Annotated in this window: 24 protein-coding genes; 6 read left to right on the plus strand and 18 right to left on the minus strand. The window is 64.7% G+C overall.

Features of this window, described 5'->3' with window-relative positions; all coding sequences use genetic code 11:
- Positions 1–83 precede the first annotated feature (83 nt).
- The 6 genes from CO669_RS13775 to CO669_RS13800 form a co-directional block, all read right to left on the minus strand.
- Positions 84–515 (minus strand): DUF1801 domain-containing protein, encoded by a 432-nt coding sequence (locus tag CO669_RS13775; RefSeq protein ID WP_097660339.1) that lies wholly within the window; start codon positions 513–515, stop codon positions 84–86.
- Entirely contained in the window at positions 512–721 is a 210-nt protein-coding gene (locus tag CO669_RS13780; RefSeq protein WP_097660340.1) for a hypothetical protein, read from the minus strand. The genes CO669_RS13775 and CO669_RS13780 overlap by 4 nt, the downstream gene beginning before the upstream one ends.
- Before the next feature lie 41 nt (positions 722–762).
- On the minus strand, positions 763–1,194 hold the full coding sequence (locus CO669_RS13785) for an SRPBCC family protein (protein WP_097660341.1): 432 nt from the start codon (positions 1,192–1,194) through the stop codon (positions 763–765).
- Entirely contained in the window at positions 1,191–1,514 is a 324-nt protein-coding gene (locus CO669_RS13790) for an ArsR/SmtB family transcription factor (protein WP_097660342.1), read from the minus strand. Before CO669_RS13790 ends, CO669_RS13785 begins: the two co-directional genes overlap by 4 nt.
- A 122-nt stretch (positions 1,515–1,636) precedes the next feature.
- Entirely contained in the window at positions 1,637–2,086 is a 450-nt protein-coding gene (locus tag CO669_RS13795; protein WP_097660429.1) for a DsrE family protein, read from the minus strand.
- A 34-nt stretch (positions 2,087–2,120) separates the two neighbouring features.
- On the minus strand, positions 2,121–2,744 hold the full coding sequence (locus CO669_RS13800) for a hypothetical protein (RefSeq protein ID WP_097660343.1): 624 nt from the start codon (positions 2,742–2,744) through the stop codon (positions 2,121–2,123).
- Between the two features lie 204 nt (positions 2,745–2,948).
- On the opposite strand from CO669_RS13800, the gene CO669_RS13805 reads away from it, so the two are divergent.
- Complete coding sequence (locus CO669_RS13805; RefSeq protein ID WP_097660344.1) at positions 2,949–3,521, plus strand: STM3941 family protein; 573 nt, start codon at positions 2,949–2,951, stop codon at positions 3,519–3,521.
- A 165-nt stretch (positions 3,522–3,686) separates the two neighbouring features.
- Here CO669_RS13805 and CO669_RS13810 read toward each other — a convergent pair whose 3' ends face one another.
- The 10 genes from CO669_RS13810 to pqqA all read right to left on the minus strand — a co-directional run bounded on the left by CO669_RS13810 (position 3,687) and on the right by pqqA (position 13,686).
- Positions 3,687–4,742: a 2-oxoacid:ferredoxin oxidoreductase subunit beta gene (locus CO669_RS13810; RefSeq protein ID WP_097660345.1), complete on the minus strand. Its 1,056-nt coding sequence runs from the start codon at positions 4,740–4,742 to the stop codon at positions 3,687–3,689.
- Positions 4,739–6,586: a 2-oxoacid:acceptor oxidoreductase subunit alpha gene (locus CO669_RS13815; protein WP_198964002.1), complete on the minus strand. Its 1,848-nt coding sequence runs from the start codon at positions 6,584–6,586 to the stop codon at positions 4,739–4,741. The genes CO669_RS13810 and CO669_RS13815 overlap by 4 nt, the downstream gene beginning before the upstream one ends.
- Positions 6,556–8,355, minus strand: coding sequence for an FAD-dependent oxidoreductase (locus CO669_RS13820; protein ID WP_097660347.1), 1,800 nt, complete (start codon positions 8,353–8,355; stop codon positions 6,556–6,558). Before CO669_RS13820 ends, CO669_RS13815 begins: the two co-directional genes overlap by 31 nt.
- Positions 8,356–8,592: 237 nt before the next feature.
- Positions 8,593–9,270, minus strand: a complete 678-nt coding sequence (locus tag CO669_RS13825; RefSeq protein WP_097660348.1) for a DUF4286 family protein — start codon at positions 9,268–9,270, stop codon at positions 8,593–8,595.
- 25 nt (positions 9,271–9,295) lie between these two features.
- Positions 9,296–10,294, minus strand: a complete 999-nt coding sequence (pip, locus tag CO669_RS13830; RefSeq protein ID WP_097660349.1) for a prolyl aminopeptidase — start codon at positions 10,292–10,294, stop codon at positions 9,296–9,298.
- On the minus strand, positions 10,284–11,477 hold the full coding sequence (pqqE, locus tag CO669_RS13835; protein WP_097660350.1) for a pyrroloquinoline quinone biosynthesis protein PqqE: 1,194 nt from the start codon (positions 11,475–11,477) through the stop codon (positions 10,284–10,286). The genes pip and pqqE overlap by 11 nt, the downstream gene beginning before the upstream one ends.
- On the minus strand, positions 11,474–11,785 hold the full coding sequence (gene pqqD, locus CO669_RS13840) for a pyrroloquinoline quinone biosynthesis peptide chaperone PqqD (protein WP_097660351.1): 312 nt from the start codon (positions 11,783–11,785) through the stop codon (positions 11,474–11,476). The genes pqqE and pqqD overlap by 4 nt, the downstream gene beginning before the upstream one ends.
- A gap of 11 nt (positions 11,786–11,796) precedes the next feature.
- Complete coding sequence (gene pqqC / locus CO669_RS13845; RefSeq protein WP_097660352.1) at positions 11,797–12,576, minus strand: pyrroloquinoline-quinone synthase PqqC; 780 nt, start codon at positions 12,574–12,576, stop codon at positions 11,797–11,799.
- Entirely contained in the window at positions 12,573–13,502 is a 930-nt protein-coding gene (gene pqqB / locus CO669_RS13850) for a pyrroloquinoline quinone biosynthesis protein PqqB (protein WP_097660353.1), read from the minus strand. Before pqqB ends, pqqC begins: the two co-directional genes overlap by 4 nt.
- A 103-nt stretch (positions 13,503–13,605) precedes the next feature.
- Entirely contained in the window at positions 13,606–13,686 is an 81-nt protein-coding gene (gene pqqA / locus CO669_RS13855) for a pyrroloquinoline quinone precursor peptide PqqA (RefSeq protein WP_007595659.1), read from the minus strand.
- Positions 13,687–13,941: 255 nt separating this feature from the next.
- On the opposite strand from pqqA, the gene CO669_RS13860 reads away from it, so the two are divergent.
- The 4 genes from CO669_RS13860 to CO669_RS13875 all read left to right on the plus strand — a co-directional run bounded on the left by CO669_RS13860 (position 13,942) and on the right by CO669_RS13875 (position 16,515).
- Positions 13,942–14,199 carry a DUF6894 family protein gene (locus CO669_RS13860; protein ID WP_097660354.1) on the plus strand — a complete coding sequence of 86 codons (258 nt, stop codon included), beginning with the start codon at positions 13,942–13,944 and terminating at the stop codon, positions 14,197–14,199.
- Positions 14,200–14,381: 182 nt separating this feature from the next.
- Positions 14,382–15,782, plus strand: a complete 1,401-nt coding sequence (locus CO669_RS13865) for an amidase family protein (RefSeq protein WP_097660355.1) — start codon at positions 14,382–14,384, stop codon at positions 15,780–15,782.
- A 2-nt stretch (positions 15,783–15,784) separates the two neighbouring features.
- On the plus strand, positions 15,785–16,261 hold the full coding sequence (locus CO669_RS13870) for a glutathione peroxidase (protein ID WP_097660356.1): 477 nt from the start codon (positions 15,785–15,787) through the stop codon (positions 16,259–16,261).
- 11 nt (positions 16,262–16,272) lie between these two features.
- Positions 16,273–16,515: a DUF3297 family protein gene (locus CO669_RS13875; protein ID WP_198964003.1), complete on the plus strand. Its 243-nt coding sequence runs from the start codon at positions 16,273–16,275 to the stop codon at positions 16,513–16,515.
- 85 nt (positions 16,516–16,600) lie between these two features.
- Here CO669_RS13875 and CO669_RS13880 read toward each other — a convergent pair whose 3' ends face one another.
- Together CO669_RS13880 and CO669_RS13885 are read right to left on the minus strand one after the other, a co-directional pair.
- Positions 16,601–17,953 carry a malonyl-CoA decarboxylase gene (locus CO669_RS13880; protein ID WP_097660358.1) on the minus strand — a complete coding sequence of 451 codons (1,353 nt, stop codon included), beginning with the start codon at positions 17,951–17,953 and terminating at the stop codon, positions 16,601–16,603.
- 204 nt (positions 17,954–18,157) lie between these two features.
- Complete coding sequence (locus tag CO669_RS13885) at positions 18,158–19,009, minus strand: AraC family transcriptional regulator (RefSeq protein WP_198964004.1); 852 nt, start codon at positions 19,007–19,009, stop codon at positions 18,158–18,160.
- A 62-nt stretch (positions 19,010–19,071) separates the two neighbouring features.
- Between CO669_RS13885 and CO669_RS13890 the strand changes: the two genes are divergently transcribed.
- A complete protein-coding gene (locus CO669_RS13890) occupies positions 19,072–20,244 on the plus strand; it encodes an MFS transporter (protein ID WP_097660360.1) in 1,173 nt (390 codons plus the stop codon).
- Positions 20,245–20,662: the final 418 nt, after the last annotated feature.

Raw genomic sequence — 20,662 nt, forward strand, 5'->3', positions numbered from 1 at the left:
TGGCCCCCCTCCCTGACCCTCCCCCACAAGGGGGAGGGAACGGAGAGAGTCTTGCTGTTCGCCCAATTCCGACGGTCAGCCCATCACGCCTTCTTCGCCGGCTTCTTCTTGCTCGCATTCAGCTCCACCGCCGCGCGGATCAGCGACTTCAACGCCTTTTCGTTGATCTTCTCGCCCTCGCGAATGTCGATCGCGCGCCGCACATTGCCGTCGAGGCTGGAATTGAACAGGCCTGCGGGGTCGTCCAGCGCCGCGCCCTTGGCGAAGGTCAGCTTCACCACCTCGTTGTAGGTCTCGCCGGTGCAGATGATGCCGTCGCGCTCCCACACGGGCACGCCGCGCCACTTCCATTCCTCGACGACATCAGGAACGGCATCCTTGATCAGGCCGCGAACCCGCGCCAGCATCTCGCCGCGCCAGTCGCCGAGCTGCTTGATCCGGCCGTCGATCATCCTGGAGGGCGATGGTCCGTCCGTCGCTTTCGCGGCGCTCTTCTTCGCGACCGCCTTCTTCATGACCTTGCCTCGCCACGCACGCCGCGCCGACCGAGATAGGGCAGCGCGAACAGATAGAGCCCGGTCGCGAGCAGTGGGATCAGCGGCACGAGCGCCAGGAAGCCGATCCAGGCGGCATCGAGCTGCATGGTCATGGCGACGATGTTGGCGATCACCGCGAGGGTAAAGGCGATGGACAGCCAGCGATGGGTTTGTCGAATCCACATGTTCAACGGACCTCCTTTGCAAAGGGTTGGAATGGACGTGTCTAGCCAGCCCGCGCCAGCAGCTCGTCCAGCTTGTTGAAGAACTGCTTCCAGCCGGCATGCGCGCCGCCGAAGGCCTGCTTCTGCGTCGGGCTGAAGCCGGCCTGCTCGACGCGCAGATGCGTGCCGGCCCCGGTCGGCGTCAGCGTGAAGGTCACGACGCTTTTCAGGTCGAACGCGGCGTCCTCGTGCGTAAAATTCCAGGTGTAGGCGAGCGTCTTCTGCGGCTCGATGGTGAGCACCTCGCAGTCCAGCACGCCGCCCCATTCGCCGCGCAGATTGAAGCGATGGCCGACGGTCGGCTTGAAGTCGTTCTTCATCAGCCATTCCTCGATTAGATGCGGCTGCGTCAGCGCGCGCCAGAGCCGCTCTGCCGGGAAGGCAAATTCGCGCTCGACGACCACCGAGCGTGTTTCGGTCGCAGGTCCAGTCATTGGTCCATCCTCTTCAGGAGATCGTCGAGTGCATCGAGCCGCTTCTGCCAGAACGAGGACATCTGGCTGGTCCAGTCGACCAGCGGATCGAGCGCGCCGGGCTGTGCGCTGTAATGGGTCTGCCGCCCCTCATGCCGGTCGCGCACCAGGCCCGCCTGCTTCAGCGCGCCGAGATGTTTGGACACCGCCGGCTGGGAAACGCCCGAAGTCGCCGTCAGTGCCCCGACCGTCTGCTCGCCCTCGCGGCACAGCCGCTCGAAGATCGCCCGCCGCGTGGGGTCGGCGAGCGTCCTGAACAGGAGGTCGGGAGCGGGTGACATGGAGGATCCATAACCGGGAAGTTATGGATAAACTCATAACCGGCGGGTTATGGATGTGTCAAGAGCGGCAGCGGAAATGATGGTGGCTCGCGCGGCCCTCTCTGGGGCGGCAGCGCGCCCTCTCACGGCCGCAGGTAAAGATACCCCTGCGACTGCAGCTCGGCCAATCTGACCACGCCGCCCTTTTCCGCGCTGACGAAGCCCGGCAGCAATTCCTTCAGCGTGACGTTCTGCGCCTTCATCGTGTTGCCGCAGGCGGCAAGCTCGACGCCGTCCTTGGAGAACTCACTGACGCGCTTGCTGAGATCGGGGTTGGCCTGTGCCGCGTGAAATGCCTTCAGCGCCGGTCCGTGGATCACCAGGGCGATCGTGACGTGCTCGGGACCGCCGACGCCGTCGATGTGGTTCTGGATGTTGCCGAGCACGAAATTGACCTTCTCGGCATCGCTGAGGTGGTAGACGACCTTCAGCTTGTTGCCGGCGCCCGGGTCGGTCGCGGCTTTCGCGCCAGAGGCGCCGAGCGCTGCGCCCAAGGTCGAGATGGCGGTCCACAGGATGTTGCGGCGGTTCATGGCGACCTCCCAAGCCGGCTTCGCCGCAGGCATATCATTTGTGGCGCAGCGCGGCGAGCTCCTTGCGGTCGGTCACGAGCGAGGCGCATTCGCCGGTGTCGGTACGGTCGAGCCGGAAGATCTTGTCGTCGGCGCCGGCCACCAGCGCATGCTCGGCCTCGTCGTCCGGCTTGTTGTTCTGCCAGACCCTGACGCTCTCGAGCCGCACGATGGCCGATTTGTTGTCCTTGGACAGCGCCACTTCGATCCCGCCGCCCTCGCAATCGACGCCGCAGCCCATGCGGACTTCGTCACCCTGGCTCAGCAGCACCGCGTGGCTGCCGCACGAGCCGCTGGAGTCGAAATCGCCGCTGCGATGGCGATAGCGAAAGCCCATGCGGAAAGAGTTATGCAGCTGCTTGTCTTCCTTGTCGGTCTCCGCCGAGATCAACAGCTTCATCGACGCGACCTTCTGCTTGGGATGGCGCGCCAGATGTTCGGCATCGTAGCGGCGGACGAAGCAGGCATAAGCCTTGTCGCCCGGCGTGCCCGCATAGACCCGGGCCGTGAAGGCGTCCGCTTCGGCCTTGGTGGTCTCCCGGACCTTGTCGGCCTCATCGGCATGGGCGATGCCGGCAAAGGCAGCCAGGGCGAGCGGCAGGACAAAGGCAAGCTTCATGATCGCACCCTCGCGTTCGAACCGTGGGCCGCCCGCACCGAGCCGGGGAGCCGACTCGCCGTTAGTCGCAGGCCGCGAACGGCGCGTTCAAGCGCTGGCGGTCCCCCGTCTTTCCGGCAGCCTCGCGCAAGGTTCCAGCCTTAAGGGTCTGAAGGATGAGGGGCGGTAACCCCCGGTTGCCGCAGATGACTGGTGGCGGTCAAAATGTCCGTAAGTCAGAACTTGCCCAACCTTGCGATTGGCTATTCCGTGCCGCGGCTCCTGAAGATTCTGGCCGGCGGCCTGCTGCTGACGCTTCTCAGCGCGGCGGTCGCCTTCAACTGGTTTCACGTCAAGACTCTCTCCGAATTCCAGATCACGGCCTGCTATGTGGGCGTCGCGCTGTTCGGCTTTGCGACCTGCAGGACGCTTTGGCGGCTGGTCTCGGCCAGACAGCCGGTCCTCTTCATCACCCGTGTCGGTCTTCGCGACACCCGTATCGCCGATGACACGATTTCCTGGAGATCCGTGCGGGACATATCGGCCTGGCGGTATCGCAGTCAGGTCGTCGTCGTGCTCAAGCTCGATCCGCTCATCGCCGATCGTTTCGACGTCGGCCTGCTGAAGCGTATCGTCTCGATGATGAACAAGGCGGTCGGCGCGGAGGGCGTGCTCGTCAGTCCCGGCGGCCTGACCATGGACGGCGAGACGCTGCTCGAGACCTGCAAGCAATATTGGAAGGCCGGCCGTCTGGCCTATACGGCCCGTCCCGCGACGGAGCCCGAGCCTGTCCATTAGAGCGCGGCCGTAGGGTGGGCAAAGGCGCAACGCGCCGTGCCCACGATGTCTCTCGATCGCGAAAGGTGGTGGGCACGCATTGCTTTGCCCACCCTGCGAATGCGTCAGCAAAAGCCGAGCACCTTTCCTCCCGCTCATCGCGAGAGAATCGACGCGGCCGATCCGTCAGCGCAGGCTGGCGTTGAGCTTGTCCAGCGCCGCCGAGCCCGGGCACAGCGTGTCCGCCTCCAGCGTGTTGAGCGGGGTCTCCACCGTGTTGAGGTGCTCGTGCAGATCTTCCGCCTCGGGATCGACGTAGAGAAGCCCGGTGACGATCTGCCCCTTGGCGGCGTGTCGCGCCAGGAAGGTCTGGGCGCCGAGCCGGTCATGCGGATCGTAGTCGGCATCGATCTTGCGCAGCGCGATCTTGCTGCCGTCGTGCTGCTCGACAACCTGCACCGTGCCCGGCGCGTAATCCACCGCGATCGGGTCGCGGCCGACCAGCACGTCGAGCCGGTTCACGGCATCGTTGTGCTCGCGGACATAGTCGAAGCTCTTGGTCGAGCCGGCGTGGTTGTTGAAGGCAATGCAGGGGCTGATGACGTCGATGAAGGACGCGCCCTTGTGGCGGATCGCGGCCGCGATCAGCGGCACCAGCTGGGTCTTGTCGCCGGAGAACGAGCGCGCCACGAAGGTGGCGCCCAGCTGCAGCGCGATGGCGACGAGGTCGATCGCGTTGTCGGTGTTGGTGACGCCCTTCTTGCTCTTCGAGCCGCGGTCGGCGGTCGCCGAGAACTGCCCCTTGGTCAGGCCGTAGACGCCGTTGTTCTCGACGATGTAGGTCATGTTGACGCCGCGCCGGATCGAATGCGCGAACTGACCGAAGCCGATTGAGGCGGAATCGCCGTCGCCGGAAACGCCGAGATAGATCAGGTCGCGGTTGGCGAGGTTGGCGCCCGTGAGCACGGATGGCATGCGGCCGTGCACGGAGTTGAAGCCGTGCGAATTGCCGAGGAAATAGTCCGGCGTCTTCGACGAGCAGCCGATGCCGGAGATCTTCGCGACCCGGTGCGGCTCGATCGAGAGCTCATAGCAGGCCTCGATGATCGAGGCCGTGATCGAATCGTGGCCGCAGCCCGCGCACAGCGTCGAGATCTTGCCCTCGTAGTCGCGATGCGTGTAGCCGAGCTCGTTCTTCTTGAGGCCCGGATGATGGAATTTCGGCTTGGCAATATAGGTCATGACACGGCCTTGCGGAGCGGGGTCACCTTGAGGTGATCCTGGTGGTCGCCAATGGCTTTTGCGATGAAGCGGGCAGTGATCGGAGTGCCGTCATAGTGCACGATCGGCACCAGCCGCACCGGGTCGATGCCGTTCTCGTTGACGATCAGCTGGCGAAGCTGGCTGTCGCGGTTCTGCTCGACCACGTAGACGAAGTCGTGCTCGGCCAGGAAGCTCGCGACGCTGGAGTGGAACGGGAAGGCGCGGATGCGCATCCGGTCGAGCTGATGCCCGCGCGCTTCCAAGAGCCCGATCGCCTCGTCCATCGCCGGCGAGGTCGAGCCGAAATAGATCACGCCGTATTTGGTCGGCCGTTCCGCATTGGCCTGCAGCGGCCGCGGCACCAGGTCCTGTGCGGTCTCGAACTTGCGCATCAGGCGCTGCATGTTGTCGGCGTAGACCGAGCCTTCCTCGGAATAGCGCGCATAGCGATCGCGCGAGGTGCCGCGGGTGAAGTAGGAACCCTTGGTCGGATGCGTGCCGGGATAGGTGCGGTAGGGGATGCCGTCGCCGTCGACGTCGAGATAGCGGCCGAAGTCGCGGCCCTGATCCAGCATCTCCGCGGTCATCACCTTGCCCCGGTCATACTGCTTGGCATCGTCCCATTTCAGCGGGCGGCAGAGCCGGTGGTTCATGCCGATGTCGAGGTCGAGCATCAGGAAGATCGTGGTCTGCAGACGTTCGGCGAGATCGAAGGCGGCGGCCGCGAACTCGAACGCCTCGGCCGGGTCTTCCGGAAACAGCAGCACATGCTTGGTGTCGCCGTGCGAAGCATAGGCGCAGGCGATGATGTCGCATTGCTGGGTGCGGGTCGGCATGCCCGTGGAGGGGCCGGCGCGCTGGATGTTCATGATCACGGCCGGGATCTCGGCGAAATAGGACAGGCCGATGAACTCGGTCATCAGCGAGATGCCGGGGCCGGAGGTCGCGGTGAAGGCGCGGGCGCCGTTCCAGGAGGCGCCGATGACGATGCCGATCGAGGCCAACTCGTCCTCGCCCTGCACGATCGCGTACTTCGCCTTGCCCGTTTCAGGGTCGTGACGATACTTCTTGCAGTGGGCGGTGAAGGCCTCTGCCACCGACGAGGACGGCGTGATCGGATACCAGGCGCACACCGTGGCGCCGCCATAGACGGCGCCGAGCGCGGCGGCGCTGTTGCCCTCGATGAAGATGCGGTCGCCGACCTTGTCGGACTTCTTGATACGCAGTCCCAGCGGGCATTTCAAATTCTGCAGCGCCCAGTCGCGGCCGAGATGCAGTGCGTGGACGTTGGAGGAGAGCAGCTTCTCCTTGCCCTTGTACTGCTCGCCGATCAGCTGCTCGATCAGCTTCGGGTCCATGTCGAGCAGCGCCGAGAGCGCGCCGAGATAGATGATGTTCTTGAACAGCTGGCGCTGCCGCGGATCGGTGTAGGTCGAGTTGGTGATGGCGGTCAGCGGCACGCCGATCACGGTGATGTCGTCGCGGAACTTGGTCGACGGCATCGGCTTGGTGGAATCGTAGAACAGATAGCCGCCGGGCTCGATGCCGGCGACGTCCTTGTCCCAGGTCTGCGGGTTCATGGCGACCATCATGTCGACGCCGCCGCGGGCGCCGAGATGGCCCTCTTCGGTCACCCGCACCTCGTACCAGGTCGGCAGGCCCTGGATGTTGGAGGGGAAGATGTTGCGCGGCGACACCGGAACGCCATGGCGCAGGATGGCGCGCGCGAACATCTCGTTGGCGCTGGCCGAGCCCGAGCCGTTGACGTTGGCGAAGCGGACGACGAAGTCGTTTACGCTGCTGATCGGCTTCTTGTCGGACATGTCGAACCTGCGTGAGTCATCTCGATGAAGTATTTCTGCATGTCCCAGGCACCGGTGGGACAACGCTCGGCGCACAGCCCGCAATGCAGGCAGACATCCTCGTCCTTGACCATGACGCGGCCGGTCTTGAGATCGCTGGACACATAGAGATCCTGGTCCGGATGCGGCGAGGGCGCTTTCAAGCGCGTGCGCAGATCGTCTTCCTCGCCGTTGGCGGTGAAGGTGATGCAGTCCATCGGGCAGATGTCGGCGCAGGCGTCGCACTCGATGCACAGCGAGGTCGAGAACACCGTCTGGACGTCGCAGTTCAGGCAGCGCTCGGCTTCGCCCAGCGCCAGCTTGACGTCGTAGCCGAGCTCGACCTCGGTGCGGATGTCCTTCAGCGCGATCACCTTGTCGCGATGCGGCACCTTGAAGCGCTTGTCGTTGGAGATGTCGTTGTCATAGCTCCATTCGTGAATGCCCATTTTCTGCGAGGAGATTTGCACGTCCGGCAGCGGGCGCTCGGTGATGTCCTCGCCCGACAGCATCTTGTGGATCGACAGCGCGGCGTCATGGCCGTGCGCGACCGCCCAGATGATGTTCTTCGGGCCGAACGCGGCGTCGCCGCCGAAGAAGACCTTCGGATTGGTCGAGACGAATGTCTTCGGATCGACCTTGGGCATGTGCCATTTGTCGAACTCGATGCCGCAATCCTGCTCGATCCAGGGGAAGGCATTCTCCTGGCCGACCGCGACCAGCACGTCGTCGCAGGGAATGGTCTGATCGGGATCGCCCGAAGGCACGAGGTTCCGGCGGCCCTTGGCGTCAAATTCGGCTTTGACGTGCTGGAAGGTGACGCCGATGAGCTTGCCGGCAACATGCTTGAATTCAACCGGCACCATGTAGTTGAGGATCGGAATATCCTCGTGGATCGCGTCCTCCTTCTCCCAGGGCGAAGCCTTCATCTCCTCGAAGCCGGAGCGAACGACCACCGTGACTTTCTCGCCGCCGAGGCGGCGCGCGGTGCGGCAGCAATCCATCGCGGTGTTGCCGCCGCCGAGCACGATCACGCGCTTGCCGATCTTGTCGGTGTGCCCGAACGACACGTTGGCCAGCCATTCGATGCCGATATGGATGTTGGCGGCGGCCTCTTTCCGGCCGGGAATGTCGAGCTCGCGGCCGCGCGGCGCGCCGGAGCCGACGAAGATCGCGTCATATTTCTCCGCGAGCAGCGCCTTCATGCTCTCGATGCGGTGGCCGCCCCTAAACTCGACCCCGAGGCCCAGGATGTAGCCGGTCTCCTCGTCGATCACCGAATTGGGCAGTCGGAATTTCGGGATCTGCGTCCGCATCATGCCGCCGGCTTCGGGATCGCCGTCGAACACGGTGCAGTGATAGCCGAGCGGCGCCAGATCGCGTGCCACGGTCAGCGAGGCCGGGCCGCCACCGACGAAGGCGACGCGCTTGCCGTTCTTCGCTGCGGGGCGCGGCAGGCGCTGCCTGATGTCGTCCTTGAAGTCCGCGGCGACGCGCTTCAAGCGGCAGATCGCAACCGGAGTTTCCTCGACGCGTCCGCGCCGGCACGCCGGCTCGCATGGACGATCGCAGGTGCGTCCCAAAATTCCGGGAAACACGTTCGATTTCCAATTGATCATGTAGGCGTCGCTGTAGCGGCCTTGTGCGATCAGTCGGATGTACTCGGGAACCGGGGTGTGTGCAGGACAGGCCCATTGGCAATCGACCACTTTGTGAAAGTAGTCGGGGGCCGCGATATCGGTCGGTTTCATTCCTACCCTGTCCGCGCAGGCTCAAAGACCCCGCGGCCTCTTCTGAGCTTGTCGGACGCTTAACGTGCGTCGATCTGGTTTCTGAATGACGTCATTGGGTTAGCTTATTAGAACCGTTCCCAAGTACAACGGCAAAGTTTCGCAGGTCCCCGCTTTCATGGGAGCCACGCGCGCACAGCATTAACGCACCGCGTGGAGCATGCGGCGGTGCAATATGCTGCGCTGCAGATGAGCGATTCAGCCCCGCGCGAGATTGCTCTTGGCGAGGTCCCACATCAGACAGTAGGTGCCGACGGAGACGGGCAGGGGGAGAGGTGCCGCAGCGGGGCCGGTGAAGCGTTCGGCGATGACAGCCGAGACCGCGCCGACATGCGTGCCGTCGATCAGCACGAACCAGTCGCGCGCGCCTTCGTTGCGCACTGCCGGAATATCCGCCGTTGCGCCCGACAATTCCGGCTCGCTTTCGAGTAGATGCATCGAGATGATGCCTTCGCGATTCCCGGGCACCAGCTTTTCTTGCAGTGCATCACGCCATGCGCCGGCGTTGTCCGGTGTCGGCCGCAGCCGCACGAGGCCAAGCGCGGCGCCGCGTCCGGTGCCGATGCTGATCGTGATGCGCGCGACCACGCGCAGCATGTCCTTGAAATGCGCCATGGTTCGCCGCGACCATTCGGTCTGGTTGGCGAGGGCCTTGCGGTAGGGCGGGCTGTCGAGCACGTCGAGCGTTTCGGTCGAGTACAGCGAGAGATATTTGGGATCGGCGGCATGCGCGACATAGCGCCGCGCTTCGAGAAACCCGTCGATCGCGACGCGCTCCTCCAGATGCTCGCGATCGTACCAGCGGTTGAAATCGGCCTCATGGGCCGCGTCGATATTCATCGACGTCAGCAGCATGCCTTTCCCGGCGAGCGGCATTTTGTTGCTGTCCTTCCTCCGCGCATTAGCGCGCGGCCTTCGACGCGAGGTCGGCGATCGACTTCATCACCGCGTCGCGCACGCCGGCATCATAGAGCGAATGTCCGGCTTCTTCCACGATGCGAAGCTCGGAACCCGGCCAAAGTTTCGCGAGCGCGTGCGATGTCTCGGGAGGACACAACAGGTCATAGCGACCCTGCACGATCATGCCGGGAATGCCTTCGAGCCGGCCCGCGTTCCGCAGCAACTGGTCTTGGTTCATGAAGCTGTCATTGACGAAATAATGCGCCTCCATGAACGGCGTGGCTGGCAGCGTACGCCAGACATTCAGCGAGGCGAGATCGAGCCGCGCCTTGGCCGCCTTGTGTTCCGACAGCGCGCGCTCAGTGTCGTGCCAGGCGCGGGAGGCCGGCCCATGCACGGCCGGATCGGCGTCGAGGATGCGGCGATAATAGGCGTCAACCGGGCGGGCCCGTTCCTCCGGCGGCAGCACGCTGAGAAAATCCTCGTAGAGTGCTGGATAGAATTGCGGCAGGCGCACCGTGAAAGCCCTCTCGACCTCGGCCCGCGTGCCGAGGAACGTCGCGCGCAGCGCAATGCCGGAGACGTGCTCGGGATGCGCCTGCGCGTACGCCAGCGCCAGCGTCGCGCCCCAGGAGCCGCCGACCACCATCCAGCGCGCGAAGCCGAATTTCTCGCGGATCTTTTCCATGTCCGCGATCAGATGCGCCGTGGTGTTGTGCTCGCGCGAGCCCTTGGGCCGGCTGCGGCCGCAGCCGCGCTGGTCGAACAGCACCGCGCAGAAGCGATCGGGGTCGAACAGCCGGCGATGGTCGGGCTGGCAGCCGCTGCCGGGCCCGCCGTGCAGATAGATCGCGGGGATCCCGTCGCTGCGGCCGACGCTCTCGACATAGAGCTCGTGGCCGTCGCCGACGTCGAGCATGTCGGAGGTCAGCGGCGCAAAGGGATCGGCGCGCCGGACCGCTTCCTTGGCCGCCGTGCCCGCGTCGGCGTCAGGTCCCATTCTCGGATTCCAGGGTGCCGCCGGCGAAGTTGCGGTAGAGGAAGCGGTTGGTCTCGCCCGCGGCCTCGGCCTCCGCCTGCTTGAAGATGGTCTCGTGCAGCGGCGACAGCGCGCAAGCGGGATCGGTGTTGGCGGCATCGCCGGTCAGCGCGAAGGCCTGGCAGCGGCAGCCACCGAAATCGATCTCGCGGAATTCGCAGGACTTGCACGGCTCCTTCATCCAGCCGGTGCCGCGATAACGGTTGAAGGCCTCGGAATTCTGCCAGATCCAGGCGATCGAATGGTTGGAGCGCACGGATTCGAACTCGAGCCCGGTGATGCTCTCGGCGGCATGGCAGGGCAGCACCTTGCCGGCAGGCGAGATGTTGAAGAACTGCCGGCCCCAGCCGCCCATGCACTTCTTCGGCCGCAGCGCGTAATAATCGGGCACCACGTAGTCGATGGTCAGTCGGCCCTTCAGCCGCTCGCGCGCCTCCTCGACGATTTCAGTGCACTCGTCGAGCTGCGCCACCGTCGGCATCAACGCGGCGCGGTTCTTCAGCGCCCAGCCGTAATATTGGACGTTGGCGACCTCGAGCCGGTCGGCGTCGAGATCGAGCGACATCTGGATGATGTCGGGAAGCTGGTGCAAATTCTGCCGGTGCATCACCGCGTTCACGGTGAGCGGCAGATCCAGCTCGCGCGTCCATTTCGCCACCTCGAGCTTCTTGCGGTGGCCGCCCTTGTAGCCGGCGACGCGGTCGGCGAGGCCTTCCTCGATGCCCTGGAAAGAGATCTGCACATGGCAGAGGCCGGCGTCTGCGAGTTCGCTGAGCTTCTCGCGCGTCAGCAGCACCGCCGAGGTGATGAGGTTGGTGTAGAGCCCGGCGTCGCTGGCATGCTTGACGAGGTCGACGAGGTCCTTGCGCGCCGTCGGCTCGCCGCCGGAGAAATGCACCTGCAGCACGCCGATCTCGGCGAGCTCGCTCAGCACCTTCTTCCATTCGTCCGTGGTCAGCTCCTTGCCCGAGCGGTCGAGCTCGACCGGATTGGAGCAATAGGGGCATTGCAGCGGGCAGCGATGCGTGATCTCGAGCAGCACCGCGAGCGGAATGCCGAAGGTCTCCGCGGTCGAGCGCTGCTTCTCGAGCACCGCGAGGCTGTCGCTGGTTTCGAGGGGCATGTTCGGGAGCACGTCGCTCATGGCGTCTTCTCCCTGATCTCGGTGAGAAAGCCTTTGTCGGCGAGATCCTGCAACATGACGACGACGTCGGCCAGGATCGCCTCGCGGGGAGCTGCGTATTTCGCCGCGAGATGATCGGCGACGTCGCCGACATTGCGCTCGCCGTTGCAGAGCTGCAAGACCTCGACCGCGATCTCGTCCGGCGCCAGCACGCGTTCCGGCGCCAGGATCACCCACACCTTGCGGGTCTCGTCATATTTCAGCTTGGCATGCCGCGGCAGCACGGGGCGGCTCGCCTCGCTGACGCTGATGTTCCGCGGCCCGGCCATCGTTCTTGTCCTTAACTCGCCTTGGGCACGAACGCACCCGGTGGAATGTTGCCCTCGACATAAGCGTGCTGGAGCGCATCCAGTTGCACCCAGAGCACGTTGGTCTTGAAGATCAGTGCGTTGCACACCTGCGCGCGCTGCTCCGGCGTCGTCGCATGCGCCTTGACGTAATCGAGCGCGAAACCGGCATCGCGCGGCGCCTGCGTGAGGCGGCGCTTGAAGTAGCTCATGATGTCGGGATTGACGAAGTCGTAATGCTCCAGCATGCCGGCAATGCGCTCTTCGTGCAGGTTCGGCGCGAACAATTCGGTGAGCGAGGATGCGATCGCCTCCAGGGGGCTCTTTTCGCGGCAGTAATGCACGTAAGCTTCCACCGCGAAGCGCGTCGCCGGCAAGATGCCTTCGGTCGACTCCACGTAAGCGGTGTCGAGCCCGAGACCCTCGGTCAGCTTGATCCAGCGCTCGATGCCGCCTTCGCTGCCGACGTCGCCGTCATGGTCCTCGATGCGATGACGCCATTCCAGGCGCGTGGCGCGATCGCGGAAGCGCGAGATCACCACTGCGTCCTTGATCGGGATCGTGCTCTGGTAATAGTAGCGGTTCAGCGCCCAGGCCTGCACCTGGCCCTTGTTCAGCTTGCCGCCGTGAAGCAGCTTATGGAACGGGTGCAGGCTGTGATAGCGCGTCGCGCCGATGTGGCGCAGCGTCGCCTCGAGCTCCTCGGCCGAATTGAGCTTCAAATCCTTGCCGATCGAGAGCGCAGTCATTCCCGTCATTGACGCCGCATTCACAGCACGATCTCCGTTCCATCCGCCGGTATCTGCCAGCCCGCCGCCTCGGCGGTCTTGCGCTCGTGTGAGGTAGGCAGCAGCGCCGGGTTCGAGTTATTGATATGCAGAAATATCTTCCTGTCGAGTGTGAGATCGGCAAGCCGCGCGATCGCGCCGTCCTCGCCGGACATCGCGACATGTCCCATGCTCTTGCCGGTCTTCTGGCCGAGGCCGGCTTTGATCATCTCGTCGTCCTGCCAGACCGTTCCGTCGAAGAACACGAGCGAAGCGCCGTCGATCTCGGCCTTGAGGGCGTCGCTCACGTCGGCGCAGGCGGCGATGAAGTAGAAATACTTGCCGGTCGACTTGTCGGTGACTTTCAGGCCCAGCGTATCGCCGTCGCCACTGTCGCCGCCGGGATGCGCCTTGCCTTCCAGATACCAGGCCGATTTGCCCGAGACAGCGAACGGCAGCACTTCCAGTCCGGAGCGTGCGCCGTCCGTGAGGCGCGGCTCGAATGGCTCGTTGATTCCGATCGGCTGGCGCCGCACGTGCTTCTCGTTCAACACGTTGAAGATGCTGTTGCTGGCAAGAATTGCCAGCACCTTTTCATGCGCATAGATGGTGAACGGCGAGCTCTCACGCATCGACAGCAGGCCCGCCACCGCATCCACTTCGCTGTTGGTGAGGATCACGCCGGCGATCGGCGTATGGCGCAGCGCCCCGGCCTTGGGATGCAGCTGCGGCGTGGCATTCAATTGCTGGCGCAGGTCAGGGGAGGCGTTGATCAGGAACCAGTTCTCGCCGTCGCCGCTGAAGGCGACCGAGGCCTGCGTCCGGTGCAGCTCAGGTCCGCCATTGCGGGCCGCCCGGCAGCCCTCGCAGCCGCAATTCCATTGGGGAACTCCGCCGCCGGCTGCGGCGCCCAGGACGACGACGCGAAGCATAATCCGTCTCCTGGAAGGAACACGCGCGGTGGATCTCAGGCCGACGCAAATGTAGTCGCGACCGAAAGATCCACCGGCGCAGAACGCGAGTTTGCCAACCGGCTTACTTGCGGGTGGCGCTCACATACATGTTGATTTCCATGCCACAGGGCACTTCGACGATCTTCGGGGCTTTCCATGCCATTTCGGCTCTCCATTTTTGCGAATTCGGACGTATCCGCCCACTCGATAAAGTAATGCCGGCTGAGAAGTTCGCCAGTGAAATTTTCCCGGACATAGGTAGTAGGCCTGCGGAATTGCTGCACTGCAAAGAGAGCGTATTGCGGCCGTAAAGATGCCATAGGCAAACTGCCGATAGGTCGTGATCCCTGTCGGGATAAACGAGTTGTGAGTATAGAACGGCTTCCAATCGGCTACAGGCGACCCCATTGGATCAGGCATGCCCAGATATTTCTTCAACACCCGCATCGGCGACGAATTGATCGTGGATCCTGACGGCGAAGACCTGCGCAATCCCGATCGCGCTTGGGAGGTTGCCCGCCAGATGATCCTCGAGGTCGTGAAATCCGAGGGCACCCAGCGCGCCTTGTTGGACGCCGTGATCGAGGTGACCGACACCGAAGGCGAGATCGTGCTCGAGTTTCCCTTCACCGAGGCATTGCTGGACATCCCGGACCCGTCCGCGACGCGGCATTAGCCCAGCTCTCTCCCCCTCATTGCGAGGAGCTGGTGCGACCAGGCAATCCAGACTGTTTCCGAGTAGGCACGCTGGATTGCTCGGGCGCTACCCGTCACCAAACCCGCCCTTCACCCCCGCGAAATCCGCATGGCTTTGCCGCGTTCCCGGCGCTAAAAGACGCCGGTTACACGGAGCAAGCCATGCAAGATCTCTGGCGCCTGTCGGCTGCCGACCTCGCCATCCTCGTCAAGTCCAAGAAGGTGTCCGCCAGGGAGGCCGCCAAGGCCGGACTCGCCCGGCTCGATGCCGTCAATCCCCAGCTCAATGCGGTGATCGACCACCGGCCGGACGACGTGCTCAAGCAGGCCGACGCCGTCGATGCCGCCATCGCCAGGGGCGAGGACCCCGGCGTGCTCGCCGGCGTGCCCGTCACCATCAAGGCCAATGTCGACCAGGAGGGCTTTGCCACCACCAACGGCCTGAAGCTGCAGCGCGATCTGATCGCGCGCGAGGACAATCCGGTGGTCGCCAACTTCCGCAAAGCCGGCGCCATTCTCCTTGGGCGCACCAACTGCCCGGCCTTCTCCTATCGCTGGTTCACCACCAACCTCGTCCATGGCGACACCAAGAATCCGCGCGATGCTTCGCTGACCCCGGGCGGCTCCTCCGGCGGCGCCGGTTCGGCGGTCGCGGCCGGCATCGGCCATATCGCCCATGGCACCGACATCGCCGGCTCGATCCGCTATCCCGCCTATGCCTGCGGCGTGCACGGCCTGCGCCCGACGCTCGGCCGCATCCCCGCCTTCAACCCTGCGCTGCCGGAGCGCCCGATCGGGCCGCAGATCATGGCGGTGTCGGGCCCGCTGGCGCGCACCGTCAACGACATCAGGATTTCGCTCGCCGCGATGTCGGCCCGCGACATCCGCGATCCCTGGTTCGTACCCGTGCCGCTCGAAGGCCCCGCACGGGACAAGCGCGCCGCGCTCTGCCTCAATCCGGATGGCCTTGCCACCACGCCTGAAGTGAAGGCGGCGGTGATCGATGCCGGCAAGCGGCTCGAGCGTGCCGGCTGGACGGTCGAGACGATCGAGAACACGCCGTCGATGCGCGAAGCGGTCGAGTGGCAGATCAAGCTCTGGCTCGGCGACGGCTATGAGGCCCAGCTGGAGATGGCCGAGCGTGAAGGCGATCCCGGCGCGCTCGCCTGCCTGCGCGGCAACCGGGGCAGGGTCACGCCGATGGACCAGGCCAATTACGCCAAGGCGTTGACCCGCCGTGCCACGCTGACCCGCGACTGGATGCTGTTCTTCGAAAAATATGCGGTGCTGCTGACCCCGGTGTCCGGCGAGCTGCCGTTCCCGGATCATCTCGACCGCAAGGACGAGGCGTCGTTCAAGCGGGTCTGGGAAGCACAGCTGCCGCAGATCGCCATTCCCTTCATGGGGCTGCCGGGCCTCGTGGTCTCCACCGGCCTCGTCGGCAAGGCGCCAGTCGGCGTGCACATCGTCTCCGGCCGCTATCGCGAGGATCTGTGCCTGCTCGCAGGCGAGGCGATCGAGGCCGGCGGCGTGCCGCCGTCGCCGATCGATCCAGTGGGCTGACGATGACCGCCATCTACGACTTCAAGGCCAACTCGCTTGCCGGCGAAGAGGTCGCCCTGCGCCGTTTCGAAGGGCAGGTGCTGCTGATCGTCAACACCGCGAGCAAATGCGGCTTCACGCCGCAATATCGCGGCCTGGAGGACCTGCATCGCGATCTCTCGCCGCGCGGCTTCGCGGTGCTCGGTTTTCCCTGCAACCAGTTCGGCGCGCAGGAGCCGGGCAGGGCGGACGAGATCCAGGCGTTCTGCTCCACGAACTACGACGTCACCTTTCCGCTGTTCGAGAAGATCGACGTCAACGGCGCCAATGCGCATCCCCTGTATGAGTACCTGAAGCGGCAGCAATCCGGGCTTCTCGGCGCCTCCATCAAATGGAATTTCACCAAATTCCTGGTGGACCGTGCGGGCCGCGTGATCGCGCGCTACGCGCCGACCGCGCGGCCCGAAGCATTGCGCAACCAAATCGAAACACTGTTGTGAGCGAGACAATCATGAGCGACGAATTTCCCGACCGCCTGTCGGTCGATCCGAACAGCCCCTATTACAACGCGGACATCCTGGCGCGCGACGTCGGCATCCGCTTCAAGGGCATCGAGAAGACCAACGTCGAGGAGTACTGCATCAGCGAAGGCTGGGTCCGCGTCACCGCCGGCAACGCCAAGGACCGCCACGGCAATCCGCTGACCATCAAGGTGCATGGGCCGGTGGAGCCGTATTTCAGGGACAAGCAGTAAGCGCGGCAGTTCCTTTCCTCGTCACTGCTCGCCGAGCGCCACGGCGTCACCGCCAATCCGCGCGTGTTCGTCTATGCGGTCGTCGCTACGACAACCGCATATCCAGCAGCCGCCGTCCCTCGCCCTTCAGCAGCTTCTTCACCGCACTCGAGGCCACGACCTCGCCGTCATTGGCGTAGGCCTCGTGATTCTTCTCAATGTCGTCGAGGCGGTAGAGGTAGTTGACCATCACGCCGGCGGATTCGCGCAATCCCTTCGGCGAGAGGTCGCCGAGCCAGTTGATGCGCTCGAGCCTTGCGCCGTTGCCGAGATGGAAGCGGGCGACGGAATCGATCAGCTTGCCCTTCGGCGTGCGCGCCTTGAGGAAATAGTGCGCCGCCAGCGGCTCGATCACGCCGCGAAGCAGGGCGGTCGTTTCGGGGCTCTCGAACCATCTGGGATCGTCGAGGCGCTTCAGCGTCTCGCGATCCTCGTCCGACAGCGGCAGGTCCTTGTCCTGCTTCACCCAGGCCATGAAGCCCGGCACCGGCGACAGCGTCACGAATGTATCGAGCTTCGGCAACTCGCGGCGCAGCTCTTCCACCACCTGCTTGATCAGGAAGCTGCCGAAGGAGATGCCGCCGAGTCCGCGCTGGGTGTTGGAGATCGAATAGAACACGGCGGTGCGCGCCTTCTCGATCGGCAGATGCTGGCGATCGACCGCAAGCAGCGGGGCGATCGCGCCCGGGATCGTCTCGGTCAGCGCCACCTCGACGAAGATCAGGGGCTCGTCGACCATTGCGGGGTGGAAGAAGGCGTAGCAGCGGCGGTCGACCGGATCGATGCGGCGGCGCAGATCGTCCCAGTCGGAGATCTCGTGCACGGCCTCATAACGGATGATCTTTTCGAGGATGTTGGCCGGCGTCGACCAGTCGATCCTGCGCAGCACGAGGAACCCCCTGTTGAACCACGAAGAAAGAAGATGCGAGATGTCGCGATCGAGCGCGGCGAGCTCGGTGTGCCCGTTCATCATGCCGAGCAGATCGGCGCGCATGTTGACGAGCTCGGCGGTGCCGCCGGGCGCGCGGTTGAGCCGGCGGATCAGCTCCTGCCGCCGCGGCTCCGAGGCGAAATGCAAGGAGCTCGCGTCCTCGTCGCTGGGTGCCGCGCGCCATGTCTCGATGGCCTTGGACAGACGCTCCCGGTCGGGGCCGAAATCGCGCACCAGGCCGTCGAAGAAGGCGCGGCGTCCCGCCGCATCCAGCTCCCGGTAGATGTCGAGCACCTCGCGTGCGATGGCGATGCCCGATGCTTCGCCCCGGCCCGACAGCAGCGCGTCGCAGAGCTCGATCAGTCCATCGGCATCCGGTCTGGTGTCGGCGGTATCGCCGCGACGAAGCAGCGTGCGGCCGCGCTCGGAGATGGTGGCGAGCAGGTCGGAGAAGAAGGCGTTGGCCATCGGGACTTTCGTAGCAGGTTTGTGCGTTGCGGAAGCTTACACGGAATCTGGGCGGATACCGATCACAATCAAGCGGAGGAATGCGGCAACTTTAGTCGGGCCGTGCGTTTGGAGAATGCCGGCATGCCTGATGGGGTTAAGCCACACACTCGCTGTCATGCCCCGGCTTGACCGGGGCATCCAGTACGCCGCAGCTTCTCGATTCTAGCCGAGCCGTCTCGGAGTACTGGATCGCCCGGTCAAGCCGGGCGATGACACCGCATGTGTAGCAAACTCCGTCGGCGTCCGCCCTGTCACCTGCCGGAACGCGGCCGAGAACGCCGGCACGCTGGCGTAGCCGAGCTGGGTCGCCAGCTGCTTCACCGAGACATTGGCATCCGTGAACAGCCGCTGGATCGCGGCCGCGATCCGCGCGCGCTGGCACCAGCTCTTGAAGCTGAGCTGCGTTTCGCTCGAGAACAGCCGCGACAGCGTCCGCGCCGAGGTTCCGACCTCGCGCGCCAGCGTGTCGATATCGTGCAAGCCGGTGGGATCGTCGAGCACGATCAGCGCGGCGCGGCGGCAGCGCGGCTCGTGCGGCAGCGGCACGAAGGTCGCGGAATCCTCGGCCTGGTGCAACTCCAGCATCACGAGGCGCACCAGCAGCTCGGTGCGTTCCTCGGTATTGCCAGCGTCGAACAGCGCGAGGATCGCCTGGTTGAGCAGCGGCGAGACCCGCACCACGAACTCCCTGGTCAGCCCTTCATAGCGTTGCTCGCGCTTGAGCCACGACAGGTCGAAATACAGCGTGCGCATCTCGATATCGGCGAGCAGGTCGAGCGCGTGCTCGAGCCCGGCCGGTACCCACACCGCGCGGTCCGGCGGCACCAGCCAGCGGCCCCCGGGCGTCGTCACCTGCATCGTGCCCTTCGCCGCATAGATCAGCTGCGCCTCGCGGTGCAGGTGCGGATCGATCCGCATGCCCTTGGGATAGTCGCGCGCCACCAGATGCACGCCCGCCGGCGAGCGGTGGTTGCTGCGGACCTCCCGCAGTATTGGCGTTTCCAAGACAGTCATTGGCAGCATCCCGTCATGGGGAGGACATATAACTCATTTTCGAGCAGGAGAGGATTCGGGAAATGAACAGCCCCAGCCGGGTGATCAGTTTCGTCAACGCAGGCCATTTCATCGACCATTATGCGATGCTGATCTTCGCTGCCGCCGTCATCATCATGGGCCCGGCGCTCGGCATGGCCTATTCGGAACTGCTGCCTTACGCGACGCCCGGCTTTGTGGCGTTCGGCGCCGGCTCGCTGCTCACCGGCTGGCTCGGGGACCGCTGGAGCCGCCGCCACATGATGCTGATCTTCTTCGTCGGCATCGGGGCGTCCATGATCTCGGTCGGCCTCGTCCAGACCCCGGCGCAGCTCGGCGCCGCCTTGCTTTCGATCGGCATCTTCGCCTCGATCTACCATCCCGTCGGCACCGCGATGATCGTGTCCTATGCCGAGCGGCTCGGCCGCGAGATGGGCATCAACGGCGTCTGGGGCAATCTCGGCGTTGCCTCCTCGGCGCTCGTGACAGGCGTGATCGGCCAATATCTCGGCTGGCGTTTCGCCTTCATCGTTCCCGGCGTGGTCACGATCCTGATCGGCATCGCCTTTGCGATGCTGGTCGTGCACGAGGACCGCAAGGGCGCCAAGCAGGCGGCGGCGCAGGCGCGCGTCGCCAAGCAGGACATGTGGCGCGTGGTGCTGTCGCTGCTGATCGTGGTGATCGCGATCTCGACCACGTTCAACGCCGTCACCGTCGCGCTGCCAAAATTGTTTGCGGAGCGGCTCGCCGATCTGACCAAAAGCCCGGCGCTGCTCGGGGTCATCGCCGCCTGCGTCTACGTGTTCGGTGCGATGACGCAGTACACCATCGGCCGGCTGCTCGATCGCTACTCGCTGAAGACGGTGGCGCTGCCGCTGTCCTTCATGCTGGCGCCGTTCCTGTATCTGGCCGCGAGCCTGAACAATCTGCCGCTGATCCTGGTCTCGATCGGCATCGTCATGGGCGCGTTCGGACAGGTCACCGTGAACGACGCCATGGTCGGGAAGTACACCAGCGAGGAATGGCGCTCGCGTGCCTATGCGGTGCGCTACTTCATCGGCTTCACCGCGGCCGGCGCCTCGGTAGGTCTCGTCGCCTGGCTCTACGAGCAGGGCGGCTTCGTCACCATGCTGCACGCCTTTGCCGCGCTCTGCCTGCTCGCGATCGCCGCCGCCATCATCCTGCCCCGCGAGATCCGGACGCCGCAGCCGGTGTGAGCAGTCCGTGTCCCGGACGCGCTGCAGACGTGCAACGCTGCAGCAGACCCGGCTCTCTTCACGCGTCATTCCGGGGCGTCGCGCAGCGACGAACCCGGAATCCATGTAGCCGCAGCAACTGCCGCCCGATGGATTCCGGGCTCGCGCTTGTCGGCGCGCCCCGGAATGACGGAGAGAGGTCGGTTGTCGCGCCCGTGATCGCTTGGCTGCGCTCGCAATGGCGGCGGATGGGCGGTGGTCGCCCCACATCCACTATGATGCCACTCCACCACTGATTTGCCCGACAACGCAAATCGGCTCGGACGGCCAAAAAACTCCCAAGCCTTTTCAAACACATCCCTACTGTGCATGGGGTTGTTTTCGCACTTTTGCACTCATGGCCGACAGCCCGCTGTTGGAACCAGTTCCACTCTCCGCG

Source organism: Bradyrhizobium sp. Y36, from assembly GCF_002531575.1.
Classification (GTDB): domain Bacteria; phylum Pseudomonadota; class Alphaproteobacteria; order Rhizobiales; family Xanthobacteraceae; genus Bradyrhizobium.

What these genes read in the sequence shown, in the direction of transcription:
- CO669_RS13775 (WP_097660339.1), bottom strand. Translation starts at nt 515, where the DNA reads ATGAAGAAGGCGGTCGCGAAGAAGAGCGCCGCGAAAGCGACGGACGGA.
- CO669_RS13780 (WP_097660340.1), bottom strand. Translation starts at nt 721, where the DNA reads ATGTGGATTCGACAAACCCATCGCTGGCTGTCCATCGCCTTTACCCTC.
- CO669_RS13785 (WP_097660341.1), bottom strand. Translation starts at nt 1,194, where the DNA reads ATGACTGGACCTGCGACCGAAACACGCTCGGTGGTCGTCGAGCGCGAA.
- CO669_RS13790 (WP_097660342.1), bottom strand. Translation starts at nt 1,514, where the DNA reads ATGTCACCCGCTCCCGACCTCCTGTTCAGGACGCTCGCCGACCCCACG.
- CO669_RS13795 (WP_097660429.1), bottom strand. Translation starts at nt 2,086, where the DNA reads ATGAACCGCCGCAACATCCTGTGGACCGCCATCTCGACCTTGGGCGCA.
- CO669_RS13800 (WP_097660343.1), bottom strand. Translation starts at nt 2,744, where the DNA reads ATGAAGCTTGCCTTTGTCCTGCCGCTCGCCCTGGCTGCCTTTGCCGGC.
- CO669_RS13805 (WP_097660344.1), top strand. Translation starts at nt 2,949, where the DNA reads ATGTCCGTAAGTCAGAACTTGCCCAACCTTGCGATTGGCTATTCCGTG.
- CO669_RS13810 (WP_097660345.1), bottom strand. Translation starts at nt 4,742, where the DNA reads ATGACCTATATTGCCAAGCCGAAATTCCATCATCCGGGCCTCAAGAAG.
- CO669_RS13815 (WP_198964002.1), bottom strand. Translation starts at nt 6,586, where the DNA reads ATGTCCGACAAGAAGCCGATCAGCAGCGTAAACGACTTCGTCGTCCGC.
- CO669_RS13820 (WP_097660347.1), bottom strand. Translation starts at nt 8,355, where the DNA reads ATGAAACCGACCGATATCGCGGCCCCCGACTACTTTCACAAAGTGGTC.
- CO669_RS13825 (WP_097660348.1), bottom strand. Translation starts at nt 9,270, where the DNA reads ATGCCGCTCGCCGGGAAAGGCATGCTGCTGACGTCGATGAATATCGAC.
- pip (WP_097660349.1), bottom strand. Translation starts at nt 10,294, where the DNA reads ATGGGACCTGACGCCGACGCGGGCACGGCGGCCAAGGAAGCGGTCCGG.
- pqqE (WP_097660350.1), bottom strand. Translation starts at nt 11,477, where the DNA reads ATGAGCGACGTGCTCCCGAACATGCCCCTCGAAACCAGCGACAGCCTC.
- pqqD (WP_097660351.1), bottom strand. Translation starts at nt 11,785, where the DNA reads ATGGCCGGGCCGCGGAACATCAGCGTCAGCGAGGCGAGCCGCCCCGTG.
- pqqB (WP_097660353.1), bottom strand. Translation starts at nt 13,502, where the DNA reads ATGCTTCGCGTCGTCGTCCTGGGCGCCGCAGCCGGCGGCGGAGTTCCC.
- pqqA (WP_007595659.1), bottom strand. Translation starts at nt 13,686, where the DNA reads ATGGCATGGAAAGCCCCGAAGATCGTCGAAGTGCCCTGTGGCATGGAA.
- CO669_RS13860 (WP_097660354.1), top strand. Translation starts at nt 13,942, where the DNA reads ATGCCCAGATATTTCTTCAACACCCGCATCGGCGACGAATTGATCGTG.
- CO669_RS13865 (WP_097660355.1), top strand. Translation starts at nt 14,382, where the DNA reads ATGCAAGATCTCTGGCGCCTGTCGGCTGCCGACCTCGCCATCCTCGTC.
- CO669_RS13870 (WP_097660356.1), top strand. Translation starts at nt 15,785, where the DNA reads ATGACCGCCATCTACGACTTCAAGGCCAACTCGCTTGCCGGCGAAGAG.
- CO669_RS13875 (WP_198964003.1), top strand. Translation starts at nt 16,273, where the DNA reads ATGAGCGACGAATTTCCCGACCGCCTGTCGGTCGATCCGAACAGCCCC.
- CO669_RS13880 (WP_097660358.1), bottom strand. Translation starts at nt 17,953, where the DNA reads ATGGCCAACGCCTTCTTCTCCGACCTGCTCGCCACCATCTCCGAGCGC.
- CO669_RS13885 (WP_198964004.1), bottom strand. Translation starts at nt 19,009, where the DNA reads ATGACTGTCTTGGAAACGCCAATACTGCGGGAGGTCCGCAGCAACCAC.
- CO669_RS13890 (WP_097660360.1), top strand. Translation starts at nt 19,072, where the DNA reads ATGAACAGCCCCAGCCGGGTGATCAGTTTCGTCAACGCAGGCCATTTC.